The sequence below is a fragment of the Paraburkholderia sacchari genome, from assembly GCF_000785435.2.
GTDB classification, from domain to species: Bacteria; Pseudomonadota; Gammaproteobacteria; order Burkholderiales; family Burkholderiaceae; genus Paraburkholderia; species Paraburkholderia sacchari.
This window is the reverse complement of the sequence record NZ_JTDB02000002.1, coordinates 292,077-316,015: the sequence shown is the minus strand read 5'-3', so window position 1 is coordinate 316,015 and position 23,939 is coordinate 292,077. Positions and strand designations below refer to the sequence as shown.

Here is a 23,939-nt window from a genome sequence, read left to right as displayed (position 1 = left end):
ATGCCTTTCTTCCAGTTCGAAAAGATCGACAAGCGCGCAGTGCTGGACGCGTTGCGCAAGATGTTCGTGGGCTTCGATCGCCCGCTCGCGCTCACGGTGTTCCTGCTGCTGTGCGTGGGTATCGTCACGTTGTACAGCGCCACCCTCGACATGCCGGGCCGCGTCGAAGACCAGTTGCGCAACATCATGTTCACCTTCGTGCTGATGTGGGCGCTCGCCAATGTGCCGCCCACCACGCTCATGCGCTTCGCGGTGCCCGTTTACACGTTCGGCATCGCCTTGCTGATTGCTGTCGCGCTATTCGGCCTCACGCGCAAGGGCGCGAAGCGCTGGATCAACGTGGGCGTCGTGATCCAGCCGTCCGAGATTCTCAAGATCGCCACGCCGCTCATGCTCGCGTGGTATTACCAGCGCCGCGAAGGCGTGATGCGCTGGTACGACTTCGTGGTCGGCTTCGTGATCCTGCTCGTACCGGTGGGGCTGATCGCCAAGCAGCCGGACCTCGGCACCGCCGTGCTCGTGTTCGCCTCGGGTTTCTTCGTGATCTATTTCGCGGGGCTCTCGTTCAAGCTGATCGTGCCGGTGCTGATTGCGGGCGTCATCGCCGTGGCGTCGGTCGCGGCGTTCCAGGACAAGATCTGCCAGCCCCAGGTGAACTGGCCGCTCATGCACGATTACCAGAAGCACCGCATCTGCACGCTGCTCGACCCGACTTCCGACCCGCTCGGCAAGGGCTTTCACACGATTCAGGCAGTGATCGCGATCGGCTCGGGCGGCCCGCTCGGCAAGGGCTGGCTCAAGGGCACGCAGTCGCATCTGGAGTTCATCCCCGAGAAGCACACCGACTTCATCTTCGCGGTGTTCTCGGAGGAGTTCGGCATGGCGGGCGGGCTCGTGCTGCTCACGCTCTACATGTGCCTGATCGCGCGAGGGCTTTACGTCGCCGCCAATGGCGCAACGCTATTCGGGCGATTATTGGCCGGCTCGCTCACGATGGCGTTCTTCACCTACGCGTTCGTGAATATCGGCATGGTGAGCGGCATCCTGCCCGTAGTGGGCGTGCCGCTGCCGTTCATGAGCTATGGCGGCACCGCGCTCACGACGCTTGGCGTCGCCATCGGGCTGATCATGAGCGTCGCGCGGCAGAAGCGGCTTATGCAGAGTTAGCGCCTGTTCACGCCCTTGCGGAACGCGAAGCGGCGCGCCCTTGCGCTTATTGCGGCGCCGCCTTCATCAGTTGGGTGCTCAACTGCTGATACTTGAGCCGCGCAACGGGGTCGCCTTGGGCCGCCGCCGCCGCATAGTAGGCGCGCGCGACGTTCAGGTTCTTCGGCACGCCGTCGCCGCCGCGCTCGTAGAACGAGCCGGTCACGTATTGCGCCGTCATGTCGCCGCCTTCGGCGGCCTTCTTGTACCAGTAGAACGCCTGCTTGTTGTCGCGCGACGTTCCGCGTCCGTCGAGGAACTGGTTCGCCAGCGCGAGCTCGGCCTGCACGTGGCCCTGCTTCGCGGCCTTCAGGAACCACTGATGCGCCTGCGCCGGATCGCGATCGACGAAATCGCCGTCGTCGTACATCTTGCCGTAGACGTACTGGGCATGGGACATGTTCGCGTCGGCGGCCTTGCGCAGCCACTTGCGGCCCTCGCCCACATCGGCGGCGCCGCCCTCGCCGTTGATCAACATCATCGCGTAGTTGAACTCGGCGAGCCGGTTGCCACGTTCGGCGGCGGCCTTGAATTCGGCGCGCGCGCCCGCGAGATTGCCCGCGTTGTAGTCGGCCACGGCGTTGGCCGTCTGCGGATCGGATTGGGCACCGGCAACGCGTGTCGTGGCAGCTGCGCTTGCACCTGTATTTGCGCCTGTATTTGCGCCCGTCCTCGCACCGGTACCTGCACCCGCGCTTGCGCCGGATGCCCCCGCGGCACCGGCCGCCACTGCCTGGCCGCTTGCGCCAAACCCCGCGCCAGCGACACAAGCCGCCGCCGCCACGCGGACGAACTGCGCGAGCAACGCTTTCGGACGCCTCATGACCTCGCCTCCTGGAGCGCCTGGCGCGTCGCGCGCATGAGCCAGATGACATCGGCGGCCAGCGCGACGAAGTTGAAGCCCATCTCGCGATACCGCTTCGCCTGCGCGGCATCCATTGCAAAGATGCCCGCCCCCACGCCCGCCGCGCGCGCTGCGGCAACGATGCGCGTCATCGCGGCAACGACGTCAGGATGCTTCGAGTCGCCCAGATGACCGAGGCTCGCGGCAAGATCGGCAGGCCCGGCGAAGAGACAATCGACGCCCGGCACCGCGGCGATTTTCTCGACCTCGCCCAGCGCCGCCGCCGATTCGATCTGGATGATCGAAGCGACCTGTGCGTTCGCGCCATGCAGATAATCGCGCCGCATGCCATAGGCCGCCGCGCGCACCACGCCCGCGACGCCGCGCTGGCCGCCCGGCGCATTTGCATCGGGATATTGGGTGTAGCTCACCACGCGGGCGGCTTCTTCGGCGGAGGTCACGTTGGGGAACATCACCGTGCGCACGCCCGCGTCGAGCACGCGCTTGACGAGCCACGGCTCGTTGGCCTGGATGCGCACGACCGGCTCGGTCGGCAGATGGGCCGCCGCGATCGCGCGCAATTGCGCGATAACGTCGCTGCTATCGTTGGGCGAGTGCTCCATGTCGATCAGCAGCCAGTCGAAACCCGCGTGCGCGAGCGCCTCGGCGGCGGTTTCGCTGCCCATCGAAAGCCACAGGCCGTATAGCGGCTCAGCTTCCTTGAGGCGTTCCTTGAGAGGATTGGTGAAGGTGCTCATTGCCGTGCTCCCGGCGAGCTGCGGGACGCGCGCGTCCCGCGCGGGCCTGGCGGCCCGGCAGCGCCGCAGCCGGCATGTCTCGCTCCGTTGTGTTGTCGGGCCGCGCGGGTGCGGGCCTTGCCGGAACGATCATACCGCGACAAAAGTGTGCTGACCGGGCGGAAAACCCGGCCTTATGGTGCTCAATCGGTGCTCAATCGGCGCTCAATCGCGCGTGACTTCGGCCCAGCAATTCGGCGTCTCGTACAGCCGAAGCTTCTGCAGTTGCAGATTCACGCCGTAATGCGCGTCGTAAACGTTGGCGAGGATCTCGAACGCGATGGCCGCGAGATTCTCCACGGTCGGAATACGGTCGATCACGACCGTCTTGTGACCCGGCAGCGTGTCGAGAAAACCGCGCACCTGCGCGTCGCCTTCGAAGACGATGAACGCGTGATCCCACAGATCGACGAGATGCTGGTTCGCGAGCGCCTTCACGTCGGCGAAATCCATCACCATGCCGCGGTCGGGCGCGCCTTCCGTTTCGACGGTGTCGCCTTGCAGCGTGACTTCCAGCACGTAGCGATGGCCGTGCAGGTTGCGGCACTGGCTGCGGTGGTCGGGAATGCGGTGGCCCGCGTCGAATTCGAGTTTTCGGGTGATCGTAAGCACGGCGCTTTTAACCAGTCAGGCAAGGAATCAGGGAATGTTCAGGTACTTGTGAGTCTGCATCGAGAGGCGCCATTGCGGATGCCGCTTGCACCAGTCGATCGCGAGCTTCGTGTTCAGGTCGCGCGACGGGCCGTCCATCGGCTGGACGAGGAAATACTCGAAATCGAGCTTCGCGTAGTCGGCGAGGCGCTGGTTGTCCTGCGGGACCACGACCTTCAGCTCGTTGCCCTTCGTGACGACGAGCGGCGCGTCGGCCTTCGGGCTCACGCAGATCCAGTCGATGGTTTCCAGCACCGGCAGCGAGCCGTTCGTTTCGATGGCGATCTCGAAGCCGGCGGCGTGTAGCGCATCGACGAACGGCTGGTCGATCTGAAGCATCGGCTCGCCGCCCGTGCACACGACGAAGCGGCTGCCTTCGCCTTCGGGCCAGAGCGACGCTATCATCGCGACGAGTTCCTCGGGCGTGCGGTACTTGCCGCCGTTCTCGCCGTCGGTGCCCACGAAGTCGGTGTCGCAGAAACGGCAGACCGCCGTTTCACGGTCTTCCTCGCGGCCCGACCACAAGTTGCAGCCGGCGAACCGGCAAAACACGGCCGGACGCCCGGCGTTCGCGCCCTCGCCCTGCAACGTGTAGAAAATTTCCTTTACTGCGTAAGTCATGCTTACTGCCTGATCAAGTTCACTGCGCATGTTCACTGCGCATGTTCCCTGCGTGTCGACGCGCTGGGAGCGGGTTGTTTCGGGCGCTGATTGTCTTGCTGCGTTATGTCTGCGGGACGCACCGCCCGTGCGCCGCCCCGCTCATGCTGCCACGCAATGCGAAAACGCGTGGCGCGCGCCCGTCGTCGGTTCAGACCGGCGCTTGCGTCACGTGCTCGCCCGCGAGGTACGCTTCGTAGCCACGCTTGCGCAACTTGCACGCCGGGCATTCGCCGCAGCCGAAACCCCAGTCGTTGAGCTCGGCGCGCTCGCCCACGTAGCACGTATGCGTTTCCACGCGCACCAATTCGACCAGCGCCTCGCCGCCCAGTTGCTGCGCGAGACGCCAAGTGTCGGCCTTGTCGAGCCACATGAGCGGCGTTTCGATCACGAAGCGGGTTTCCATGCCCAGATTGAGCGCGACTTGCAGCGCCTTCATGGTGTCGTCGCGGCAGTCGGGATAGCCCGAGAAGTCGGTCTCGCACATGCCGCCCACAAGGAACTCGAGCCCGCGCCGGTAGGCAATAGCCGCGGCGATCTGCATGAACATCAGATTTCGGCCCGGCACGAAGGTGTTCGGCAAGCCGTTGGCCGCCGTCTCGATCTCGATTTCGCGCGTCATGGCCGTGTCGCTGATCGAACCCAGCACCGAGAGATCGATCATGTGATCGTCGCCCAGGCGCTCGCCCCACTCGGGAAACGTCTGCGCGATGGCCGCGCGAAAACCTTCACGGCACTCCAGTTCGACGCGATGCCGCTGGCCATAATCGAAGCCGAGCGTCTCGACAGTGTCGTAGCGGTCGAGCGCCCAGGCAAGGCACGTAGCCGAGTCCTGGCCGCCGGAAAACAGCACGAGCGCGCCGTTCCTGGGTTCTGTTCGAGTCACCGTGAAACTCCGTATCAAGAGGTTCCGCGCGGTCGCAAGCCTTGAAAACCCGCCGTGCGGGCCCGCGCGGTCTTTCCCCCGCGCAGGCCAATGCAGTATAGGCCGCTGTATTTTTGCGAATATCGGCGCTACTTTATACCGCTGATATTCCATCCGCTGTGTTCGCCCGATCAGGGCACACCGTACGCGGGCACAACGAAAAAGCCCCAGGAATCGTACGATCTCCTGGGGCTGCATTCTGGTGGCCTGGGACGGAATCGAACCATCGACACGCGGATTTTCAATCCGCTGCTCTACCAACTGAGCTACCGGGCCAACGAAGAAGAAGAATTATAGCGACGCTGACAGGACTGCGCAAGAGCTTTCGCAAAAAATCTGCTTACTCGCCCTTGCTCTTGCCCAGGTCCACGCCGAGCTGCTTGAGCTTGCGGTACAGGTGCGTGCGCTCGAGACCGGTTTTCTCGGCCACGCGCGTCATGCTGCCGTTCTCGCGCGCGAGGTGGTACTCGAAGTAGGCGCGCTCGAATGCGTCGCGCGCGTCGCGCAACGGGATGTCGAACGAGATCGACGCCACGCCCGTGGCGGCCGCGCCGCCCGATGCGCCGTCGGCGCCCAGCACCGGCAGCGCCGCCGACGACGCCACCACGGCCGGGCCGCCCGCAGCCGGCTTCGCGGCGCCCGCCGCCGTTGCTGGCACCGGCGCGGCGGTGCCGCGCGCGAGCCCCTGCTCGACCGCCTTCAGCAGCTTTTGCAGCGCAATCGGTTTTTCGAGGAAGTTGAGCGCGCCGATCTTGGTCGCCTCAACCGCCGTGTCGATCGTCGCATGCCCCGACATCATGATGACGGGCATCGTCAATTGGCCCTGCGCGGCCCATTCCTTGAGCAGCGTGACGCCATCGGTGTCCGGCATCCAGATATCGAGCAGCACCAGGTCCGGTACCTGGCGCTGACGGAATTCGCGCGCCTCCTGCGCGTCCTCCGCAAGCTCCACCACGTGTCCTTCGTCGCTGAGGATCTCCGAGAGCAATTCCCGGATGCCCATTTCATCGTCTACCACCAGGATGGTTGCCATTTACGCTGCCCTTGTCTGCACTGTTGCTTTTGATCCCTGCTCCGTTGCCGCGCGCACCGCCTTTGCGGCGCCGCGCGTGGCGGCATCAGGCGTTGCGCCCGGGTGGGTGTCCGGGTTGGCGTCATCCGCCAGTTGGAGAAAGAGGATCGAGATCTGCGCGCCCTCAATCACATCGCCCGCTTTCATGCGATTGCGGATGTCGATGCGCGCGCCGTGCTCGTCGATGATCTTCTTCACCATCGCGAGCCCGAGTCCTGTTCCTTTGGCCTTGGTCGTCACATAGGGTTCGAATGCGCGCGTGAGAATGCGCGCCGGGAAACCAGGCCCGTTGTCCGACACCGTGAGCCGCACCGCGACGCGCGTGCGGCCGTCCGCGTCCGGATCGCCGTATTCTACGGCCCGCGTCTCCAGTGTCACGCCTGGAGTCTCGACATCGGCCACCGCGTCTTGAGCATTTTGCAAAAGGTTGTGAATCACCTGGCGCAATTGCGTTGCGTCGCCGCGGATGACCGGCAGCGCGGAAAGCTCGACCTTGATCGCGCTCTTGCCTTCCTCCGCGCCATACAGCGTGAGCACTTCGCTCACGAGGTCGTTCAGTTGCAGGCTCGCGAGCACCGCCGGCGGCGTGCGGGCGTAGTCGCGGAAATTGTCGACCATCTGCTTCATCGCCTGGACCTGATTCACGATGGTGGTCGCGCCGCGCTTGAGCACCTCGGCGTCGGAGGGCGCGAGCTTGTCGGTGAGCTTCATCTGCAGGCGCTCGGCCGAAAGCTGGATCGGCGTGAGCGGATTCTTGATCTCGTGCGCGAGACGCCGCGCGACTTCGCCCCACGCCACCGAGCGCTGCGCCGAGATCACGTCGGAGATGTCGTCGAACACCACCACGTAGCCCGAAGTCTGCATGTCGCCGGCGTCGCGGCCCGTGTCGGAGACAAGGCGCGCGCCGCGCACGAGCAGCGTGAGCGGATCGGTCTCGCCCGCCACCGGCACCGAGAACTGCTGCTGCCAGTGGCCGTGGTCGACGTCGCCGCCGTCGCGATCGGTGCGCGAGGCTTCCTGGTCGGCGAAGGCTTTGCGCACCATCGCCGCGAAGTCGCCGAGCGCGGCCACATGATCGATCGGCAGGCCCAGCTGCGCCTGGAACGGATGGCGGAAGATGCGCTCGGCGCCGGGGTTCGCCGTCGTCAGCCGGAACTGGCGGTCGAACACGAACACCCCCGCCGTGAGATTCGCGAGAATGCTCTCGAGATACGCCTTCGAATGCTCGAGCGCGACGCGGTTCTTCTCCACGGCCTGGCGCGCTTCGGAAAGCTGGCGCGTCATCGCGTTGAACGACTGCGTGAGGAAACCCAGTTCGTCGCGCGACTTGATCTCGCGCTTGGGCGTGTAGTCGCCCTCGGTCACTTCCTTGGTGCCCTGCGCGAGCAGGAACAGCGGCCTGGCAAGCTGGTTGCCGAGCGCGAGCGCCAGCATCATCGCAACGAAGGTGGCAAGAAAGAGCGCGAGCGTGAGCGTGCCGATATACATCTTGCGCAAGCCCGTGCGGCCGAGCGCCTTTTCCTGGTACTCGCGATAGGCACGCTGCACGGCGTCGGCGTTGCGCGCGAGCGCGGCGGGCACCGGCTGCTCCAGTTGCAGGAAGCGCTCGACCGGTTGCAGGTCGGTGGTATTCGCATCGGGAATGCGCGTGACCACCCGCAGCCGCAGCGCGCCCTTCGGACCGTGCAGCTTCGGGTCGCCATCGACTTCGCCTTCGATCGCCGCGTAGCCGCGCCCACGCGCCTGATCGATCATCAGCGCGGTGGGCAGATCGGCCGGCATCAACGAGGAGAAGTTGCTCGATGCCTGCGCGACCACGTGCATCTCCGGCGCCGCGCCCGACATGCTGCGCACCGGCTCGACGATGGTGGCGTCCTGCACGCCGAACTGGTCGCGCGCGCGCAGCAGCGTGAGCGTGGTGCCCGCGGCCTGGCCGGTTGCGATCTGCTCGGCCATCAGACGCGCCTTGGTTTGCAGATCGGAGAGCGAGGCGTCGAGCATGCCGCGCCCGAGATTGAGGCCCGCCGTGAGCGCGGTCTCCACGTTCACGTCGAACCACGATTCGATCGAGCGCGAGACGAACTGATACGAAACGACGTAGATGATGCCGCCCGGCACCACGCCCACGAGCGCGAAGAAAAACGCGAGCTTGGCCAGCAAGCGCGTGCCGAACTTGCCGCGCCGCAGGCGCACGACGATCACGATCACGAGCGCCGTGACCACCGAGAGAAAGATCAGCGCAACGCCGATGTTGGCCGCATAGAGCCAGCCGTAGTAGCGGTCGAAGAATTCGGTGTTCGCGCTCGCGGCGGCAAGCAGCACGAGCAGCAGCGTCGCGGTGAACGCGACGGTGGATACAAGCAGCCTGACGACGATGCTGCTGACACTGGTGGCGCGGCGCACTTTATTTAGCACGTTCGGTCACCGTGAAGTTAAAGCGCTTCCAGTCGGAAGCGAGGTTCCAGTCGCGGTTGTTGACCGCATCGATCTGGAACGGCTTGGGCATGAGCGCAACGTCGAGCTGCATGCGCACCGACGCCGTATAGGTCTCGCCCGCGTGCACCTGCTTGCTGTCGATCACATGCCACGACGTGACGTGCTTGATGACGGCGAGCGCGTCGGCCAGCGTCGAAAAGCCGAGCTGCAGCCCGCCGCTCGATACGCGGTACTCGCGCGTGAGCGGCTGGAACGAGAGCCGAATGCTTTGCGAGACGCTCGCGGGCTGCTCGTCGAACCAGTACCAGCGCGGGCGCGTGAGTTCGAAGTCGGTGGTGAAGTACAGCGGAATGCCCTTGTTGACCGCATCTTCCAGGCTGCTATTGAGCTCGAAGTCGAAGCGTGCATCGAGGCTCCAGCCAGAGCCGTCGGCTTGCAGCGACGCCCGTTGCACCGAGATCGAATCGGCGCGCGCCGGCTTGACGGCCAGCAGGCCGAAAGCCAGCGCAATCCCGATCAGGATCGCGAAGCGTAGCGGGAAGAAGCGTTTGATGGTCACCGTTTCTGGAAGCGCGCGTAGAAGAAGCCGTCGTGATCCGCGGTGCGATCGGGAACGGGGCGGGCGTCGTTCTGCACTTGCGCATCGCGCCGCGCCACGCTGGCTGCGCCACTCTGTGCCCCCCCGGCCGGCGCGCCGTCGGTCGCCGGCAGCAGTTGCCCCGGCGCGTCCAATCGTACCGCATCCGCGTGGGTGCTTTCAAACCAGCTCGCCTGCGCCTCGCCTTCCTCGGGGAAGATCGAGCACGTCACATAAAGCAGCTCGCCGCCGGGCTTGAGCAAGGCCCACAGCGCCTCGACGATGCGGCGCTGCTCCTGCGCCAGCGCGGCGATGTCGCTTTGACGGCGCAGCCAGCGAATGTCGGGGTGGCGGCGCACGATGCCCGAGGCCGAGCACGGCACGTCCGCGAGAATGCGGTCGAACGGCGCACTGTCGAACCAGCTCTCGGGCGCGCCCGCGTCGCCGATCACGACGCGCGCGCGTCGGGCGGCTTGTGGCGCATCGTTATCGGCTTCGTCGTTTGCCTGGTCGCTCACCTGGTCGTTCGTCTCATTAGCCGCAAAACCAAGCCGCGCAAAGTTTTCGCCGATGCGCGCCGCGCGCGTGGTATCGCTTTCCAGCGCGATCAAGTCGATGTCGGCGAGTTCGAGCAGATGGCCGCTCTTGCCACCGGGCGCCGCGCACGCGTCGAGCACGCGCATGCCGTTGCGCACGCCCATGATTTGCGCGGCGATTTGCGCGCCGGCGTCCTGCACCGAAACATCGCCGGCCATGAAGCCGGGAATGCGGTCGACCGGCAGCGGCGCGGCAAGGCGCACGGCGTGCTCGCCGATCTGCGCCGCGGCGATGTTTTCATCGGCCAGACGCTGCAGATAGTCGGCCGTGCTCGCGCGACGCGCGTTCACGCGCAGCGTGAGCGGCCCCTGCGTGTTGCCCGCTTCGAGAATCGCCTGCCAACGGTCGGGCCACGCCTGGCGAATCGCATCGATCCACCATTGCGGATAATTCCATCGCGCCACTTCGTCGGCCTGGGCGGCGGCCAGCGCGCTCTCGCGCTCACGCAGGAAGCCGCGCAGCACTGCGTTCACGAGGCCTTTCGCGAAGGCGATGTCGCGGCGCGCGCCGATCGCGCGCACGGCCTGATCGACCACGGTAAACGGCGTGTAGGCGGCGTGCGCCTCGTCGTCGACGAGCAGCGCCAGCGCGCATGCGAGCAGGTTCGTCACGGGCGGAGGCGGCGCCTTGCTCATGCGCTGCTTGATCAGCCAGTCCACGGTGCCGAGGCGGCGCATCGTGCGATACGCGATGTCCTGCACGGCGCCGCGCGCCACCGCCGCGAACTCGTGCGGAAGCGCGGCAAACGTGCTCGTGAGCGCCGCCGGCAAAGCTGCGCCCGCGCGCACCGCGCCTACGATATGCGCCGCCGTGTCGAGCGCGAAGCCGAGCGATTCGGGAGCCAGATGGATCGCCGTGGCTGCCTTGCGCGGCTCGGCCCGGCCCTGCACGGCAGGACGCCCAGCACGCCTGGCGCGTGGCTGGACAGACGACGATGAGCCGGACGGGCGGCGGGAGGAGCTGGATGTCATGGAAAAACCGGAAGCGGGCCGCGCCAGGGCGCGGCGAATCGTGCAAAAAGCAAACCACAAGCGAGCCATTGTAGCGTGGCGCGGACGCAACGCCGCTCGCCGGGCCGAATCGGCAAGGCGCCGCGCTGCTGCGCGCCCGCCACGGACCAATAAAAAAGGCAGACCGTGGGGGCTGCCCCGGGTCTGCCTTTCTCTGCCCTCCGTTCGCGCGCCGCTTTAGTCGAAGCGGCCCGTGCGCGCCATCTCCATGAGACGCGCGATGCGCTCCTCGGTGGCGGGGTGAGTCGAGAACAGATTCGCCACGGCGCCGCCCGAAAGCGGATTCATGATCATCATCTGCGCCGTGGACGGATGCTGCTCGGCCGCCGGGAACGGAATGCCCTGCGCGTAGCGATGGATCTTGTCGAGCGCCGAAGCAAGCGCCTGCGGATCGCCCGAAATCTGCGCGCCGCCACGATCGGCCTCGAACTCGCGCGCCCGCGAGATCGCCATCTGGATGAGCGCGCCCGCAATCGGCGCGAGCAGCGCAACCGCAATGCTGGCGATGGGGTTCGCGGGTCGGCCGTTCTCGTCGCGGCCGCCGAAGATCATCGCGAAATTGGCGAGTGCCGAGATCGCGCCGGCCATGGTGGCCGTGATCGTCGAAATGAGGATGTCGCGGTGCTTCACGTGCGCGAGCTCGTGGGCCATCACGCCGCGCATCTCGCGCTCGGAGAGCACGCGCAGGATGCCAGTGGTGGCGGCCACCGCCGCGTGCTCGGGATTGCGGCCCGTGGCGAACGCGTTGGGCGCGTCTTCGTTGATCAGGTAGACGCGCGGCATCGGAATGTTGGCACGCGTGGCCAGTTCGCGAACCATGCGATAGAACTGCGGCGCCGTGGTCTCGTCCACTTCCTGCGCGTTGTACATGCGCAGGACCATCTTGTCCGAGAACCAGTACGAGAAGAAGTTCATGGCGAGCGCGAACATGAGCGCGAGCATCATGCCGCGCTGCCCGCCCATCATTCCGCCAATCACGATGAAAAGGGCCGTAATCGCGGCCATCAACATCGCGGTCTTGACCCAGTTGAACATGTGCTGTGCTCCTTCACCCAAGGGGAATCAATTCGGGAATCAATCGTTAGACGCCCACCAGTAGCGGCTGGCGAGCGCATTGTAAGCGATTTGTTAGATATGGGCGGTTCGGAAAAATTCAATCTCAGCGCGTGGCCGTGGCGAGCCTCAGGCCAAGCCCGACGAACGCCGAGCCCACCGTGCGGTCGAGCCACTTTTTGATGCCGGGCTTGCCGGAGAAGCGTTGCGTTACGCTGCCTGCGATCCAGGCGACGAAGCTGTTCCAGATCGTGCTCATGACGACGAACACGACGCCGAGCGCGAGGAACGCGAGCACCTTGTGCGGGCTCGTCACGCTCACGAACTGCGGGAAAAACGACACGAAGAACAGCACGACTTTCGGGTTGAGCACATTGGTCCAGAAGCCCGAGAGGAAGAGCTGCCGCAGCGGACGCGGCGCAGCGGCGCGCGGGGCGGATTCCGTGGCGCTCGCCGGCGCGCTTTGCTTCGCGAAGATCAGGCGTACGCCGAGGTACACGAGGTAGCACGCGCCCACGAGCTTGATGACCGTGAACGCCGTGGCCGAGGCCGCGAGCAGCGCGGTCAGCCCGAACGCGCAGGCCAGCGCATGCACGCAGCAGCCCGCGGAAATGCCCAGCGCCGACACGAGCCCAGCGCTGCGGCCTTGCGCGACGCTGCGCCCGACGATGTAGGCCGTATCGGGACCCGGCGTGACGTTCAGGAGAAAAACGGCGACAAGGAAGAAGCCAAAATGAGTAATGCCAAACATGACGTTTTTCCTGCAAAAACGACTCGAAAAAAGGGTTCGAGCCGTCCTGTGAAGCCGTCTCGACGAAGCTTTTAAATTCTAGCGCGCGCAGCGGCGCGTGTATCGCCGCGCGTTCGGGCTGGGCGCCTACGCGGCCCCGGCGTCGGTGTCAGTCAGCGCGAAGCGCTGGCCAGCCGCGAGCGGCATGCCAGCGAGGAATTCGCGCGCGGGCAAGCGCTTGCCGCCCGGTTTCTGCAGTTGCGTCACGCGCAGCGCACCCTCGCCGCACGCCACCACGACGCCAGCGGGCGAGGCTTCGAGAATCTGGCCCGGCACGGCTCCGGCGGGCACTTTGACGCCGTCGGCCGGCTCAGCCGACCACAGCTTGAGCAGCGCCCCATCGAGCGTGGCCGCGCCGCCCGGGAACGGATCGAACGCGCGAATCTGCCGTGCCAGCACCTCGGCGGAACGTCGGAAGTCGAGCGCGGCCTCCTGCTTGCCGATTTTCTCGGCATAGGTGACGCCCTCGGACGGCTGCGGGACCGCAGGCAGGACGCCGTCGCGCTCGAGACGCATCAGCCCCTCCACCACGAGCTCCGCGCCCAGCTTCGCGAGGCGGTCGTGCAGCGTCGCGGTCGTGTCCGTGGATGCGATGGGCGTGCGCACTTCCGAGATCATCGGGCCGGTGTCGAGGCCCGCATCCATCTGCATGAGGGTGATGCCGGTCTCGGCGTCGCCGGCCTCGATCGCGCGGTGGATCGGCGCGGCGCCGCGCCAGCGCGGCAAGATCGACCCGTGAATGTTGATGCAGCCGCGCGGCGCAATATCGAGCACTTCCTGCGGCAGCAACAGTCCATAGGCAGCCACCACCATCACGTCGTGCGGCGTCGCCCGCAGCAGTTCCAGCGCCTCGGCCGCTTCCTCGGGGTACTTGCCCGCGCGCCGCAGCGAAGGCGGCTGCGCCACGGCGATCCCGTGCTCCTGCGCGTAGCGTTTGACCGGACTCGCCTGGAGCTTCATTCCGCGTCCGGCGGGCCGGTCGGGCTGGGTCAGCACGAGCGGCACGGTGAAGCCCGCCTCGTGGATCGCGGCGAGCGCGGCGGCGGCGAATTCCGGCGTACCGGCAAAAATCACGCGAAGAGAATGGCTCATGGGCGCTGGAAGAAAATCGGCAAATGAAGAAAAGAACGGTGCGGCGCGCGAACCTTACATCGCGCGCTCGAGCTTCTTCATCTTGCTCCTGATGCGCGTCTGCTTGAGCGACGAGAGGTACTCGACGAACACCTTGCCCACCAGGTGATCCATTTCGTGCTGAATGCACACGGCGAGCAGGCCTTCACAGTCGACCTCCCACGTCTCGCCCTTCTCGTTGAGCGCCCGCACGCGCACCTTTTCGGCACGCTCGACTTCGTCGTAAATGCCCGGCACAGAGAGGCAGCCCTCTTCGTGCACTTCCCGCTCATTGCTAGCCCAGACGATTTCCGGGTTGATGAACACGAGCAGCTCGTCATGCGTCTCGGAGACGTCGATCACGACGACGCGCTCGTGCACGTCGACCTGAGTGGCCGCAAGACCCACGCCGGGTGCGGCGTACATGGTTTCGGCCATGTCGGCGACGAGCTTGCGGATGCGGTCGTTGACCACCTCGACGGGCTTGGCAACCTTGTGCAGGCGCTTGTCCGGGTAATGAAGAATGTTCAGTAGAGCCATGGTTTGACAGTTCCTGGTTGGGCGCCGCGAGCCGCGCGCTCGCGCGCGAACTGGCCATTCGGCCAACTGGTGCGCCCCTCGCGGAATACAGAAGATAGACGGTCAGATCGATGTGCGGGCAACTGGCGGCGCGCAAAAAGCGCGATGCCAGCAGCACGCCATGACGATGCGTCACAGCGCCGCAAAAAAATTTCGGATAGTGAAAATTTTAACACGGCGGGCTTGACTTCGCCCGCCGACGGAGAATCGCCGATGCTCGCCACTTTGCCGCTCGGGGCCGACGAACTCGATGCCTGGCTGCGCCTCGCGAACGCACGAGGCCTGAAGCCGGCCGCGCTGCGTGCGCTGCTTGGCGCATTCGGGCTCCCTCAGCGCGTGCTCGCGCAGCCGTTTGAGGCGCTTGCGGCCGCTGCCGGCAGCGAAGCGGCCCGCGCTGTGGTGACCCCGCCCGCAGCAGGCTTTGCGCAACAAGTCTCCGCGGTGACCGCGTGGTGCGCACAACCGCGCAATGCACTCATCACGCTGGCCGATCCCGCGTATCCGCCCCGCCTCCTGACGATGCCCGATCCGCCACCGCTCCTCTACGTGACAGGGCGGCTCGATCTGCTGCATACGCGCAGCCTGGCCGTGGTGGGCAGCCGCAGCGCCACGCCACAAGCGCTCGAAGATGCTGCGCGCTTCGCGCGCACGCTCGCCGCAGCGGGCGTAACGGTCGTCTCGGGCCTCGCGCTCGGCGTCGATGGCGCGGCGCACGAGGGCGCGCTCGACGAGCCGGGCGGTACCGTCGCCGTAACGGGCACAGGCGCCGACCTCGTCTATCCCGCCGCGCATCACGCGCTTGCGGCACAGATCGCCGAGCGTGGCGCGATCGTCACCGAATGGCCGCTCGGCACGCCCGCGCGCTCCGCGAACTTTCCGCAGCGCAACCGCGTGATCGCCGCGCTCGTGGAGGGCGTGATCGTGGTCGAAGCTGCCATGCGCTCGGGCTCGCTCATCACGGCGCGTCTCGCCAATGAAATGGGACGCGATGTGTTCGCGCTGCCCGGCTCGGTGCATGCGCCGCTTTCGCGCGGGTGTCATCGGCTGATCAAGGAAGGCGCACAACTGGTCGAGACGCCGGAGGAAGTGCTCGAGGCGCTGCGCTTCACGCAACCGGCGCCGCGTGCGCAACGTGCCGCCAGGGCATCACGCAAGCACACTCCGACATGCGCAGCTACGCTTTCACTGGAATTCGAAGCGCAGCTTGATGGCCTCGCGCGAGACCGCGCCCCAGCCAGCCCGCCAGCCGAAGCGAAGCCCGCCAGGGCCGCCAAGAACGCGAGAGCCGCCACGCTCGGGCCCGAGGCCTCCTCACTGCTCGCCGCGCTAGGCCACGCTCCCGCCACGCTTGAAATCCTCGCGCAGCGCACCGACATGTCCGAAGCGGTGCTGCAAGCCACGCTGCTGCGGCTCGAACTGGCCGGGCACATCAGCACGCTGCCCGGCGGCCGGTTTATGCGGGCGTCCCACTGCTAGCGCGCCGCCGTGTTACATTCGCGCCAAATACCCGCCCAACGTCCACACTCTATATATAAGAGAACGCAAGGAACGATCATGCCCGCGCTTGACCTCGACACCGACGCCGACCAGATCGCCGAGCGCATCGCCGACCGCGACACGCTGTTCGTCGCCTGTTTGTGCGCGCAGTGGTGTGGCACCTGTCGCGATTACCGGGCCACCTTCGACCGTATCGCCGAGGGCCATCCCGAGATCTGCTTTGCCTGGATCGACATCGAAACGCACGCCGACCGCTTCGATGATCTCGACGTGGAAAATTTCCCGACCATCCTGATCGAGGACGGCAAAGCCACGCGATTTTTCGGCACTGTGCTGCCGCACGCCGCCGTGGTCGAACGCATGCTCGCCGATCTCACAGCGCTGCCGGGCGTCGCCGACGCACCGAAGCTGCGGCCCGTGCTGGCCGAGGCCTGACGCACGGCTCGCGAATCGCCAGCGCCGGGACCGCCAGGCGCCGTCCGGCTTAGGTTCTGGCCCCGTGCTTGCCCGCCACCGCGCCGCGCCCTTATGATGGGCGCCCGGAGACGCTCCGAGGGGCCCATGCAAGCAACCTCGCTCCGATGACAAGAAAATCGCCGTCTGCGCGCCATGTGCTATAAAGCGGTCGTTAAGCGAGAGGCGAAACGCGCCGCGCCGGCCACGCAGCAGACTCAGACCGTATAGCCGCGGGGCGCGAATCACATCCCAAGCCCGGATCAACCACACACAGCCAGTCATGTCCAAAGCCCTGATCATCGCCGAGAAGCCATCTGTCGCGAACGATATCGCGCGCGCTTTGGGCGGATTTACCAAGCATGACGAGTACTTCGAAAGCGACGAGTACGTGCTTTCCTCGGCGGTTGGCCACCTGCTGGAAATCGCCGCGCCCGAAGAGTACGAAGTCAAGCGAGGCAAATGGAGCTTCGCGCATCTGCCCGTCATCCCGCCGCATTTCGACCTGAACCCGATCGCCAAGAGCGAGTCGCGGCTCAAAGTGCTCAACAAGCTGATGAAGCGCAAGGATGTCGACCGTCTGATCAACGCATGCGACGCGGGGCGTGAAGGCGAGCTGATTTTCCGCCTGATCGCGCAGCACGCGAAGGCGAAACAGCCGGTCCAGCGCCTGTGGCTCCAATCGATGACGCCGCAGGCGATCCGCGACGGCTTCGCGAACCTGCGCAGCGACGACGACATGCAGCCGCTCGCCGACGCAGCCCGCTGCCGCTCGGAAGCCGACTGGCTCGTGGGCATCAACGGCACGCGCGCGATGACCGCCTTCAACAGCAAGGGCGGCGGCTTCTTCCTGACCACGGTTGGCCGCGTTCAGACGCCAACTTTGTCGATCGTCGTCGAACGTGAGGAGAAGATCCGCCGTTTCGTGCCGCGCGACTACTGGGAAGTGCGTGCGGAATTCGTCTGCGCGGCCGGCTTCTACGAAGGCCGCTGGTACGACCCGAAATTCAAGAAAGACGAGCTCGACCCGGAAAAGCGCGACTCGCGCCTCTGGAGCCTGCCGGCCGCCGAAACCATCGTAGCCGCCTGCCATGGCCGCGAAGGCACGGTCACCGAGGAGTCGAAGCCGTCCACCCAGCTTTCGCCTGCGCTCTTCGACCTGACGAGCCTGCAGCGCGAAGCCAACGGCCGCTTCGGCTTTTCGGCCAAGAACACGCTCGGCCTCGCCCAGGCGCTGTACGAAAAGCACAAGGTGCTCACCTACCCGCGTACCGATTCGCGCGCGCTGCCCGAGGATTACATGGGCACCGTGAAAGAGACGCTCGAGATGCTCAAGGAGAGCAACAACTACCTGCCGCACGCCAAGCAGGTGCTCGACAAGGGCTGGGTGAAGCCGAACAAGCGCATCTTCGATAACTCGAAGATCAGCGACCACTTCGCCATCATCCCCACGCTGCAGGCGCCGAAATCGCTTTCGGAACCCGAGCAGAAGCTCTACGACCTCGTGGTGAAGCGCTTCCTCGCCGTGTTCTTCCCGGCTGCGGAATACCGCGTGACCACGCGTATCACCGAAGTGGCCGGCCATCACTTCAAGACCGAGGGCAAGGTGCTGATCGAGCCGGGCTGGCTGCAGGTCTACGGCCGCGACACGGGCGGCGACGACGCCAACCTCGTGCCGGTGCAAAAGGACGAAAAGGTCAAGACCGAAAAAATCGCAGCGCATCAGCTCGTGACCAAGCCGCCCGCACGCTACAACGAAGCAACGCTGCTCTCGGCCATGGAAGGCGCGGGCAAGCTCGTGGACGATGAAGAACTGCGCGAGGCGATGGCCGCCAAGGGCCTCGGCACGCCGGCCACGCGCGCGGCGATCATCGAAGGCCTGCTCGGCGAAAAGTACCTCGTGCGCGAAGGCCGCGAGCTGATTCCGACTGCCAAGGCGTTCCAGCTCATGACGCTGTTGCGCGGCCTCGACGTGAAGGAACTCACCGCGCCGGAATTGACCGGCGAGTGGGAATACAAGCTCTCGCAAATGGAGCGCGGCAAGCTTCCGCGCGACGCGTTCATGCAGGAAATCGCCCGCATGACGCAGACCATCGTGAAGCGCGCGAAAGAGTACGACTCCGACACCATTCCCGGCGACTACGCGACGCTGGAAACGCCGTGCCCCAACTGCGGCGGCCAGGTTAAGGAAAATTACCGCCGCTTTGCGTGCACGAAGTGCGAATTTTCGATCTCGAAGATCCCGGGCGGCCGCCAGTTCGAAATCCCGGAAGTGGAAGAGCTGCTGCAGAACAAGACCATCGGCCCGCTCTCGGGCTTCCGCAGCAAGATGGGCCGGCCGTTCTCGGCAATCCTCAAGCTTTCTTTCGACGACGAGATCAAGAACTTCAAGCTCGAGTTCGACTTCGGCCAGGATACGGGCAGCGAGGATGGCGAAGCGCCTGACTTCTCGCAACAGGAGCCCGTGGGCGCGTGCCCGAAGTGCAAGGCCCGCGTGTTCGAGCATGGCATGAGCTACGTCTGCGAAAACTCGGTCGCGAATCCGAAGACCTGCGACTTCCGCTCGGGCAAGGTGATCCTGCAACAGGAAATCGCGCGCGAGCAGATGGCGAAGCTGCTGTCGGAAGGACGCACGGACTTGCTGACGAACTTCAAGTCCTCGCGTACGGGCCGCAACTTCAAGGCGTTTCTGGTGAAGCAGCCTGACGGCAAGATCGGCTTCGAGTTCGAGAAGAAGGAGCCGAGCACGAAAACCGCCGCGAAGAAGTCTGCTACCAAAACGGGGACGGACGAAGCCGCAAACGACGCGGCGGGCGAGAACGCCGCCGCCGAAGCGAGCGCGAAGCCGGCGCGCAAGACGGCTGCCACCAAGACCGCGCCCGCGAAAAAGACCGCCGCACGCAAAACGGCGGCGCGCAAGACCGGTTCGTAATCACACTGTTACGCGGCCGCTTGCAGCGGCCCGCCAGCAAAAAAAGCGCAGCTTCTCACGAAGCTGCGCTTTTTTATTTCCGGCCCAATGCAAACCCAAGCGCCCGATCAGGCGCTTGATAAGCGAAATAACGCGCTTATAGCGGCGACAACGCCGTCGGCCGCGTGCGCGCTGCCGCGCGCGGCGCCTTCGAGGGGCGCTCGCTTTGCGCGCCGGGACGCTCGCCGTCGAGCAGATCGGAAATGGGCTCCGAGCCGTCGAACGCCTCGGGCGCCGCTGGGTGCGCTGCGCCGTTCGCCGGGCGTGCGAACCCGTCCTTGACCCACTGCTCGCCAAGCTGGCTGTTCGGCGTCTGGCTGAAGTGCTCGACGAGGTGATCGATGAACGTGCGCACCTTCGCCGGCAGATGGCGGCGGCTAGGGTACGCGACGTTGATCTCGACCTGCGGCAGCCGATATTCGCCGAGTAGACGCACGAGACGCCCGCGCGTCATATCGCGCCCAATCAGGTAGCTCGGCAGGATCGTGATGCCCATGCCGAGCAGCGCGAACTGGCGCAGCATCTCGGTGTTGTTCGCAATGATCACGTTGCTCGGACGCACACGCACTTCGCCCTCCGGCCCCGTGAAGACCCGCTCGTCGCCCCAGTACTCCGAGGGCAGCGACAGCGACGGATGCTCCATCAGGTGCTCGGGGCGCGTGGGCGTGCCGTGCTTTTCCAGGTAGGCCGGCGTGGCGCACACGGTCATGCAGCCCGTGGTGAGGCGGCGCGTGACGATGCTCGCGCTGCGCATCTGACGCGCGGTCACAACGCCCAGATCGAACCCTTCTTCAACGAGATCGACCTGACGGTCGACCAGCGTGACGTCGGGGACCACCTGCGGGTAACGCTGCGTGTACGTCTGCAGCACGGGCGCGAGGTTGTGCAGCCCGAATACCACCGGCGCCACGATGCGCAGTGTGCCGACCGGCTCATGATTGCGCGCCACCACCATCTGCTCGACGTCTTCGAGCTCGTCGAGAATCTGGCGGGCCCGCTCGAGATAGACCTGGCCCGATTCGGTGAGGGAGAGGCTGCGGGTCGTGCGGTTGAGCAAACGCGTGCCGAGCCGCCCTTCGAGGTCGGCGACGTGACGCGTTGCAACCGCATTGGAGATATCCATCGCGGAAGCCGCCCGGGCAAAACTGCCGAGGTCGGCCACCTTGACGAATACTCGCATCGACTGCAAATGATCCATGTAACAACTCCTGCCTGTTGCTTGTCTGCCAGAAGACGGCAGCGGAAACCGCGAATTCTCCTACGACATGAGAATTCGTGCAGAAGTTGCCTAAGATTATCGGAATTTCTTTAAGTTTTTCTCGACTTTCACTTATTACGCATTGTTACAGCGGCGATTGTTTCCAGAATCGAAACAATGCCGCCAGCGAACACTCCCGCCCTCATCCGATGTTTAAAGGCGCGTCTCCAGTGCCGTGCGCGCGTCGCTCAGCTCCTGCGGCAAGCCGTGGGCGAGCTTGGCGAAAAGCTCGGCGTGCAACGCGAGTTCGGCGCGCCATGCCTCGGCGTCGACCGAGATCACCTGTTCATACTGTGCAGGCGTGAAATTCAGGCCGTGCCAGTTCAGATCGCCGTAACGCGGCGAGACGCCGAACGCGTGGTCCGCGCCCTCGGCCTTGCCCTCGATGCGGCGCACCATCCACTCGAGCACGCGCATGTTTTCGCCGAAGCCTGGCCAGACGAACTTGCCGTCCTCGCCCTTGCGGAACCAGTTCACGCAGAAAATGCGCGGCTGCGTCGCGCCCAGCTTCGAGAGGCGCTCGCCCACCTTGAGCCAGTGGCCAAAGTAATCGGCCATGTTGTAGCCGCAGAACGGCAGCATCGCGAACGGATCGCGCCGCACCACGCCCTGCTGCCCCGCCGCCGCCGCCGTGGTCTCGGAGCCCATGGTCGCGGCCATGTACACGCCCTCGGTCCAGTCGCGCGCCTCGGTCACGAGCGGCACCGTGGTCGAGCGGCGGCCGCCGAACAGGAAGGCGTCGATGGCCACGCCCTTCGGATCCTCCCAGGCGGGATCGATCGACGGGCACTGCGAGGCGGGCGCCGTGAAGCGCGCGTTCGGATGCGCGGCCTTGCGGCCCGTTTCCTTGCCGATGGCCGGCGTCCAGTCCTTGCCCTGCCAGTCGATCAGGTGCGCGGGCGGCTCGTCCGTCATGCCTTCCCACCAGACGTCGCCGTCGTCGGTGAGCGCGACGTTCGTGAAGATCACGTTCTCCTTGAGCGTCGCCATGGCGTTGAAGTTGGTCCTTTCGCTCGTGCCCGGCGCGACGCCGAAATAGCCGGCTTCCGGATTGATCGCGTAGAGGCGGCCATCGGCGCCGGGCTTGATCCAGGCAATATCGTCGCCGATCGTGGTGATTTCCCAGCCGTTCATGGCGGCCGGCGGGATCAGCATGGCGAAGTTGGTCTTGCCGCACGCCGACGGGAACGCTGCCGCGACGTGATACTTGCGCCCTTCGGGCGAGCGCACGCCGAGAATCAGCATGTGCTCGGCGAGCCAGCCTTCGTCGCGGCCCATCGTCGAGGCGATGCGCAACGCAAAGCACTTCTTGCCGAGCAGCGCGTTGCCACCGTAGCCCGAGCCATAGCTCCAGATCTCGCGCGTTTCCGGGAAATGGACGATGTATTTGGTGTCGTTGCATGGCCACGGCACGTCCTTGTCGCCCGCCGCCAGCGGCGCTCCGACGCTGTGCACGCATGGCACGAACGCACCGTCCTCGCCTAGCACGTCGTACACGGCGCGGCCCATGCGCGTCATGATGCGCATGTTCACGGCCACGTACGGACTATCAGAAAGCTCGACGCCGATATGCGCGATGGGGGAACCTAGCGGCCCCATCGAAAACGGCACCACATACATCGTGCGTCCACGCATGGAGCCGGCGAACAGGCCGTCGAGCGTCGCGCGCATCTCGGCGGGCGCCATCCAGTTGTTGGTGGGGCCGGCATCTTCCTTCTTTTCGCAGCAGATGAAGGTGCGATCCTCCACGCGCGCCACGTCCGATGGATCGGAGCAGGCCAGATACGAGTTCGGGCGCTTTTGCGGATTGAGGCGGCGCATCGTGCCCGCGTCGACCATCTGCTGGCACAAACGGTCGTACTCCTCTTGCGAACCATCGCACCAGACGATGCGCTCGGGCTGGGTGTGGGCGGCAACCCTCTGAACCCACTCGACCAGTTTCCGGTGCCGGACCCAAGCCGGTGCTTGTACAGCAGCCTGAGCGGGGAAGTCAGGATGATTCATCGATATGTCTCCATGGGGGCTTATGAAAATCGATTCGGGCCCTTTCGACGCTGCATGCGAGAGGCACGGCCGCGCTAACCACCAGCTTCATTCGCGCGGCAAGGCAGGTCGTCAAGCCCCTGACAGCGAGGGTTCGCAACCGTCTGTAAAGCGGCTTGCGTCAGAACCCTTCAAGCTGATAAAAGGGGGGGAAATTCTCACTCAAACCCGATCTGGCTGTACCGGGCGCTATTGCATAGAACATCAGCAGTGAATAGCAAATGGAATACCCGCCTGTTCCGCGTGCCGGAAGGCACCCTTGTATTGATACCAGCCTGCTGCTCGCTGCATAGTGGGATAACCACCAGATAAACATCGAGTCGCACCGAGATGTGCGCCACCACCACCCAAGCTGCCATGAAAATTGCCATCCTTGACGACTACCAGGACGCCGTCCGCAAGCTCGACTGCTTTCAATTGCTTGCCGATCACGATGTCAAGGTCTTCAACAACACCGTGCGCGGTCTCGGCCAGCTCGCGAGCCGCCTCGCGGAAGTAGACGCGCTCGTGCTGATCCGCGAACGCACGCGCATCCCCTCGCAACTGCTCGACAAACTCCCGCATCTGCGCATGATCAGCCAGACGGGCAAAGCCGGCCCGCACATCGACATGGCCGCGTGCAGCGAGCGCGGCATCGCCGTGCTCGAAGGCACCGGCTCGCCGGTCGCGCCCGCCGAACTCACGTGGGCGCTCATCATGGCCGCGCAGCGGCGCATTCCGCAGTACGTGGCCAACCTCAAGCAAGGCGCGTGGCAGCAGTCGGGCCTCAAGACCTCGGCGATGCCGCCCAATTTCGGCCTCGGCCAGGTGCTGCGCGGCCAGACGCTCGGCATTTGGGGCTACGGCAAGATCGGGCGCCTCGTAGCGGGCTACGGCAAGGCGTTCGGCATGCGCGTGGTCGTGTGGGGCCGCGAGCACTCGCTCGAAGCCGCACGCGCCGACGGCTATGAAGCAGCCGCAAGCCGCGAAGCGCTGTTCGAGGAGAGCGACATCCTCTCGCTGCACCTGCGCCTGCACGACGACACGCGCGGCATCGTCAAGCAGGAAGACCTGTTGCGCATGAAACCGACTGCCCTGCTCGTCAATACGAGCCGCGCGGAACTGCTCGAAGAAAACGCGCTGCTCGGCGCTCTCTCGCACAACCGGCCGGGCATGGTCGCCATCGACGTGTTCGAGAGCGAGCCGATCCTCCAGGGCTACAGCCTGCTGCGCATGGAAAACGTAATCTGCACGCCGCACATCGGCTATGTGGAACGCGAGAGCTATGAGCTTTACTTCGGCGCGGCGTTCCGCAATATCCTCGCGTTCGATGCGGGCGATTACTCGCACGTTGCGAATCCCGAGGCGCTGCAGGGCGTGCGCCGCCGCTAGTCACACAAGCGGCGAAAGAACAAAAAGGCGGCCCAGGCC

At 65.4% G+C, this 23,939-nt stretch carries 20 protein-coding genes and 1 tRNA gene; 5 read left to right on the top strand and 16 right to left on the bottom strand.

What is annotated here, in order from left to right; translation table 11 throughout:
• Positions 1–1,167 (top strand): rod shape-determining protein RodA, encoded by a 1,167-nt coding sequence (gene rodA / locus NH14_RS08205; RefSeq protein WP_035523386.1) that lies wholly within the window; start codon positions 1–3, stop codon positions 1,165–1,167.
• Positions 1,168–1,213: 46 nt separating this feature from the next.
• On the opposite strand, the gene NH14_RS08200 is transcribed toward rodA, so the two are convergent.
• The 14 genes from NH14_RS08200 to def form a co-directional block, all read right to left on the bottom strand.
• A complete protein-coding gene (locus tag NH14_RS08200) occupies positions 1,214–2,029 on the bottom strand; it encodes a tetratricopeptide repeat protein (protein WP_202031614.1) in 816 nt (271 codons plus the stop codon).
• Positions 2,026–2,808, bottom strand: coding sequence for an HpcH/HpaI aldolase family protein (locus NH14_RS08195; RefSeq protein ID WP_035523383.1), 783 nt, complete (start codon positions 2,806–2,808; stop codon positions 2,026–2,028). Before NH14_RS08195 ends, NH14_RS08200 begins: the two co-directional genes overlap by 4 nt.
• Before the next feature lie 204 nt (positions 2,809–3,012).
• Positions 3,013–3,459, bottom strand: coding sequence for a 6-carboxytetrahydropterin synthase QueD (gene queD, locus NH14_RS08190; RefSeq protein ID WP_035523380.1), 447 nt, complete (start codon positions 3,457–3,459; stop codon positions 3,013–3,015).
• A 27-nt stretch (positions 3,460–3,486) separates the two neighbouring features.
• The gene (gene queE / locus NH14_RS08185) at positions 3,487–4,119 is read right to left on the bottom strand and encodes a 7-carboxy-7-deazaguanine synthase (RefSeq protein WP_035523378.1); all 633 of its coding nucleotides are present in this window, start codon (positions 4,117–4,119) and stop codon (positions 3,487–3,489) included.
• A gap of 190 nt (positions 4,120–4,309) precedes the next feature.
• Positions 4,310–5,044 carry a 7-cyano-7-deazaguanine synthase QueC gene (gene queC / locus NH14_RS08180; RefSeq protein ID WP_035523376.1) on the bottom strand — a complete coding sequence of 245 codons (735 nt, stop codon included), beginning with the start codon at positions 5,042–5,044 and terminating at the stop codon, positions 4,310–4,312.
• Between the two features lie 239 nt (positions 5,045–5,283).
• Positions 5,284–5,359 (bottom strand) — tRNA-Phe (locus NH14_RS08175).
• A 64-nt stretch (positions 5,360–5,423) separates the two neighbouring features.
• Positions 5,424–6,116: a response regulator transcription factor EsaR gene (esaR, locus tag NH14_RS08170; RefSeq protein ID WP_035523374.1), complete on the bottom strand. Its 693-nt coding sequence runs from the start codon at positions 6,114–6,116 to the stop codon at positions 5,424–5,426.
• The gene (locus NH14_RS08165) at positions 6,117–8,570 is read right to left on the bottom strand and encodes a sensor histidine kinase (RefSeq protein ID WP_035523371.1); all 2,454 of its coding nucleotides are present in this window, start codon (positions 8,568–8,570) and stop codon (positions 6,117–6,119) included.
• The gene (locus NH14_RS08160; RefSeq protein ID WP_035523368.1) at positions 8,560–9,150 is read right to left on the bottom strand and encodes a DUF4390 domain-containing protein; all 591 of its coding nucleotides are present in this window, start codon (positions 9,148–9,150) and stop codon (positions 8,560–8,562) included. Before NH14_RS08160 ends, NH14_RS08165 begins: the two co-directional genes overlap by 11 nt.
• Positions 9,147–10,736 (bottom strand): 16S rRNA (cytosine(967)-C(5))-methyltransferase, encoded by a 1,590-nt coding sequence (rsmB, locus tag NH14_RS08155; RefSeq protein ID WP_035523365.1) that lies wholly within the window; start codon positions 10,734–10,736, stop codon positions 9,147–9,149. Before rsmB ends, NH14_RS08160 begins: the two co-directional genes overlap by 4 nt.
• Before the next feature lie 216 nt (positions 10,737–10,952).
• Positions 10,953–11,810: a zinc metalloprotease HtpX gene (htpX, locus tag NH14_RS08150; protein ID WP_035523362.1), complete on the bottom strand. Its 858-nt coding sequence runs from the start codon at positions 11,808–11,810 to the stop codon at positions 10,953–10,955.
• 124 nt (positions 11,811–11,934) lie between these two features.
• Complete coding sequence (locus NH14_RS08145; protein WP_035523358.1) at positions 11,935–12,579, bottom strand: LysE family translocator; 645 nt, start codon at positions 12,577–12,579, stop codon at positions 11,935–11,937.
• 126 nt (positions 12,580–12,705) lie between these two features.
• Positions 12,706–13,710, bottom strand: coding sequence for a methionyl-tRNA formyltransferase (fmt, locus tag NH14_RS08140; protein WP_035523355.1), 1,005 nt, complete (start codon positions 13,708–13,710; stop codon positions 12,706–12,708).
• A gap of 54 nt (positions 13,711–13,764) precedes the next feature.
• Positions 13,765–14,268 carry a peptide deformylase gene (def, locus tag NH14_RS08135; protein WP_035523353.1) on the bottom strand — a complete coding sequence of 168 codons (504 nt, stop codon included), beginning with the start codon at positions 14,266–14,268 and terminating at the stop codon, positions 13,765–13,767.
• A 144-nt stretch (positions 14,269–14,412) separates the two neighbouring features.
• On the opposite strand from def, the gene dprA reads away from it, so the two are divergent.
• The 3 genes from dprA (at position 14,413) to NH14_RS08120 (ending at position 19,189) form a co-directional block, all read left to right on the top strand.
• On the top strand, positions 14,413–15,783 hold the full coding sequence (gene dprA, locus NH14_RS08130; protein ID WP_176329235.1) for a DNA-processing protein DprA: 1,371 nt from the start codon (positions 14,413–14,415) through the stop codon (positions 15,781–15,783).
• Between the two features lie 78 nt (positions 15,784–15,861).
• On the top strand, positions 15,862–16,239 hold the full coding sequence (locus NH14_RS08125) for a thioredoxin family protein (RefSeq protein ID WP_035523346.1): 378 nt from the start codon (positions 15,862–15,864) through the stop codon (positions 16,237–16,239).
• 301 nt (positions 16,240–16,540) lie between these two features.
• On the top strand, positions 16,541–19,189 hold the full coding sequence (locus tag NH14_RS08120) for a DNA topoisomerase III (protein WP_035523344.1): 2,649 nt from the start codon (positions 16,541–16,543) through the stop codon (positions 19,187–19,189).
• Between the two features lie 136 nt (positions 19,190–19,325).
• On the opposite strand, the gene gvmR is transcribed toward NH14_RS08120, so the two are convergent.
• Together gvmR and NH14_RS08110 are read right to left on the bottom strand one after the other, a co-directional pair.
• A complete protein-coding gene (gene gvmR / locus NH14_RS08115) occupies positions 19,326–20,426 on the bottom strand; it encodes a transcriptional regulator GvmR (protein WP_035523341.1) in 1,101 nt (366 codons plus the stop codon).
• Positions 20,427–20,639: 213 nt separating this feature from the next.
• Entirely contained in the window at positions 20,640–22,490 is a 1,851-nt protein-coding gene (locus NH14_RS08110) for a phosphoenolpyruvate carboxykinase (GTP) (RefSeq protein WP_035523338.1), read from the bottom strand.
• Positions 22,491–22,886: 396 nt separating this feature from the next.
• Between NH14_RS08110 and NH14_RS08105 the strand changes: the two genes are divergently transcribed.
• Positions 22,887–23,900: a D-2-hydroxyacid dehydrogenase family protein gene (locus NH14_RS08105; protein ID WP_035523936.1), complete on the top strand. Its 1,014-nt coding sequence runs from the start codon at positions 22,887–22,889 to the stop codon at positions 23,898–23,900.
• Positions 23,901–23,939: the final 39 nt, after the last annotated feature.

Excerpts from the sequence above, each read along its gene's own strand:
- def (WP_035523353.1), bottom strand. The coding sequence starts at position 14,268 with ATGGCTCTACTGAACATTCTTCATTACCCGGACAAGCGCCTGCACAAG.
- fmt (WP_035523355.1), bottom strand. The coding sequence starts at position 13,710 with ATGAGCCATTCTCTTCGCGTGATTTTTGCCGGTACGCCGGAATTCGCC.
- NH14_RS08200 (WP_202031614.1), bottom strand. The coding sequence starts at position 2,029 with ATGAGGCGTCCGAAAGCGTTGCTCGCGCAGTTCGTCCGCGTGGCGGCG.
- rodA (WP_035523386.1), top strand. The coding sequence starts at position 1 with ATGCCTTTCTTCCAGTTCGAAAAGATCGACAAGCGCGCAGTGCTGGAC.
- gvmR (WP_035523341.1), bottom strand. The coding sequence starts at position 20,426 with ATGGATCATTTGCAGTCGATGCGAGTATTCGTCAAGGTGGCCGACCTC.
- rsmB (WP_035523365.1), bottom strand. The coding sequence starts at position 10,736 with ATGACATCCAGCTCCTCCCGCCGCCCGTCCGGCTCATCGTCGTCTGTC.
- NH14_RS08105 (WP_035523936.1), top strand. The coding sequence starts at position 22,887 with ATGAAAATTGCCATCCTTGACGACTACCAGGACGCCGTCCGCAAGCTC.
- NH14_RS08120 (WP_035523344.1), top strand. The coding sequence starts at position 16,541 with ATGTCCAAAGCCCTGATCATCGCCGAGAAGCCATCTGTCGCGAACGAT.
- NH14_RS08110 (WP_035523338.1), bottom strand. The coding sequence starts at position 22,490 with ATGAATCATCCTGACTTCCCCGCTCAGGCTGCTGTACAAGCACCGGCT.
- htpX (WP_035523362.1), bottom strand. The coding sequence starts at position 11,810 with ATGTTCAACTGGGTCAAGACCGCGATGTTGATGGCCGCGATTACGGCC.
- esaR (WP_035523374.1), bottom strand. The coding sequence starts at position 6,116 with ATGGCAACCATCCTGGTGGTAGACGATGAAATGGGCATCCGGGAATTG.
- NH14_RS08125 (WP_035523346.1), top strand. The coding sequence starts at position 15,862 with ATGCCCGCGCTTGACCTCGACACCGACGCCGACCAGATCGCCGAGCGC.
- NH14_RS08145 (WP_035523358.1), bottom strand. The coding sequence starts at position 12,579 with ATGTTTGGCATTACTCATTTTGGCTTCTTCCTTGTCGCCGTTTTTCTC.
- dprA (WP_176329235.1), top strand. The coding sequence starts at position 14,413 with ATGCCAGCAGCACGCCATGACGATGCGTCACAGCGCCGCAAAAAAATT.
- queE (WP_035523378.1), bottom strand. The coding sequence starts at position 4,119 with ATGACTTACGCAGTAAAGGAAATTTTCTACACGTTGCAGGGCGAGGGC.
- NH14_RS08195 (WP_035523383.1), bottom strand. The coding sequence starts at position 2,808 with ATGAGCACCTTCACCAATCCTCTCAAGGAACGCCTCAAGGAAGCTGAG.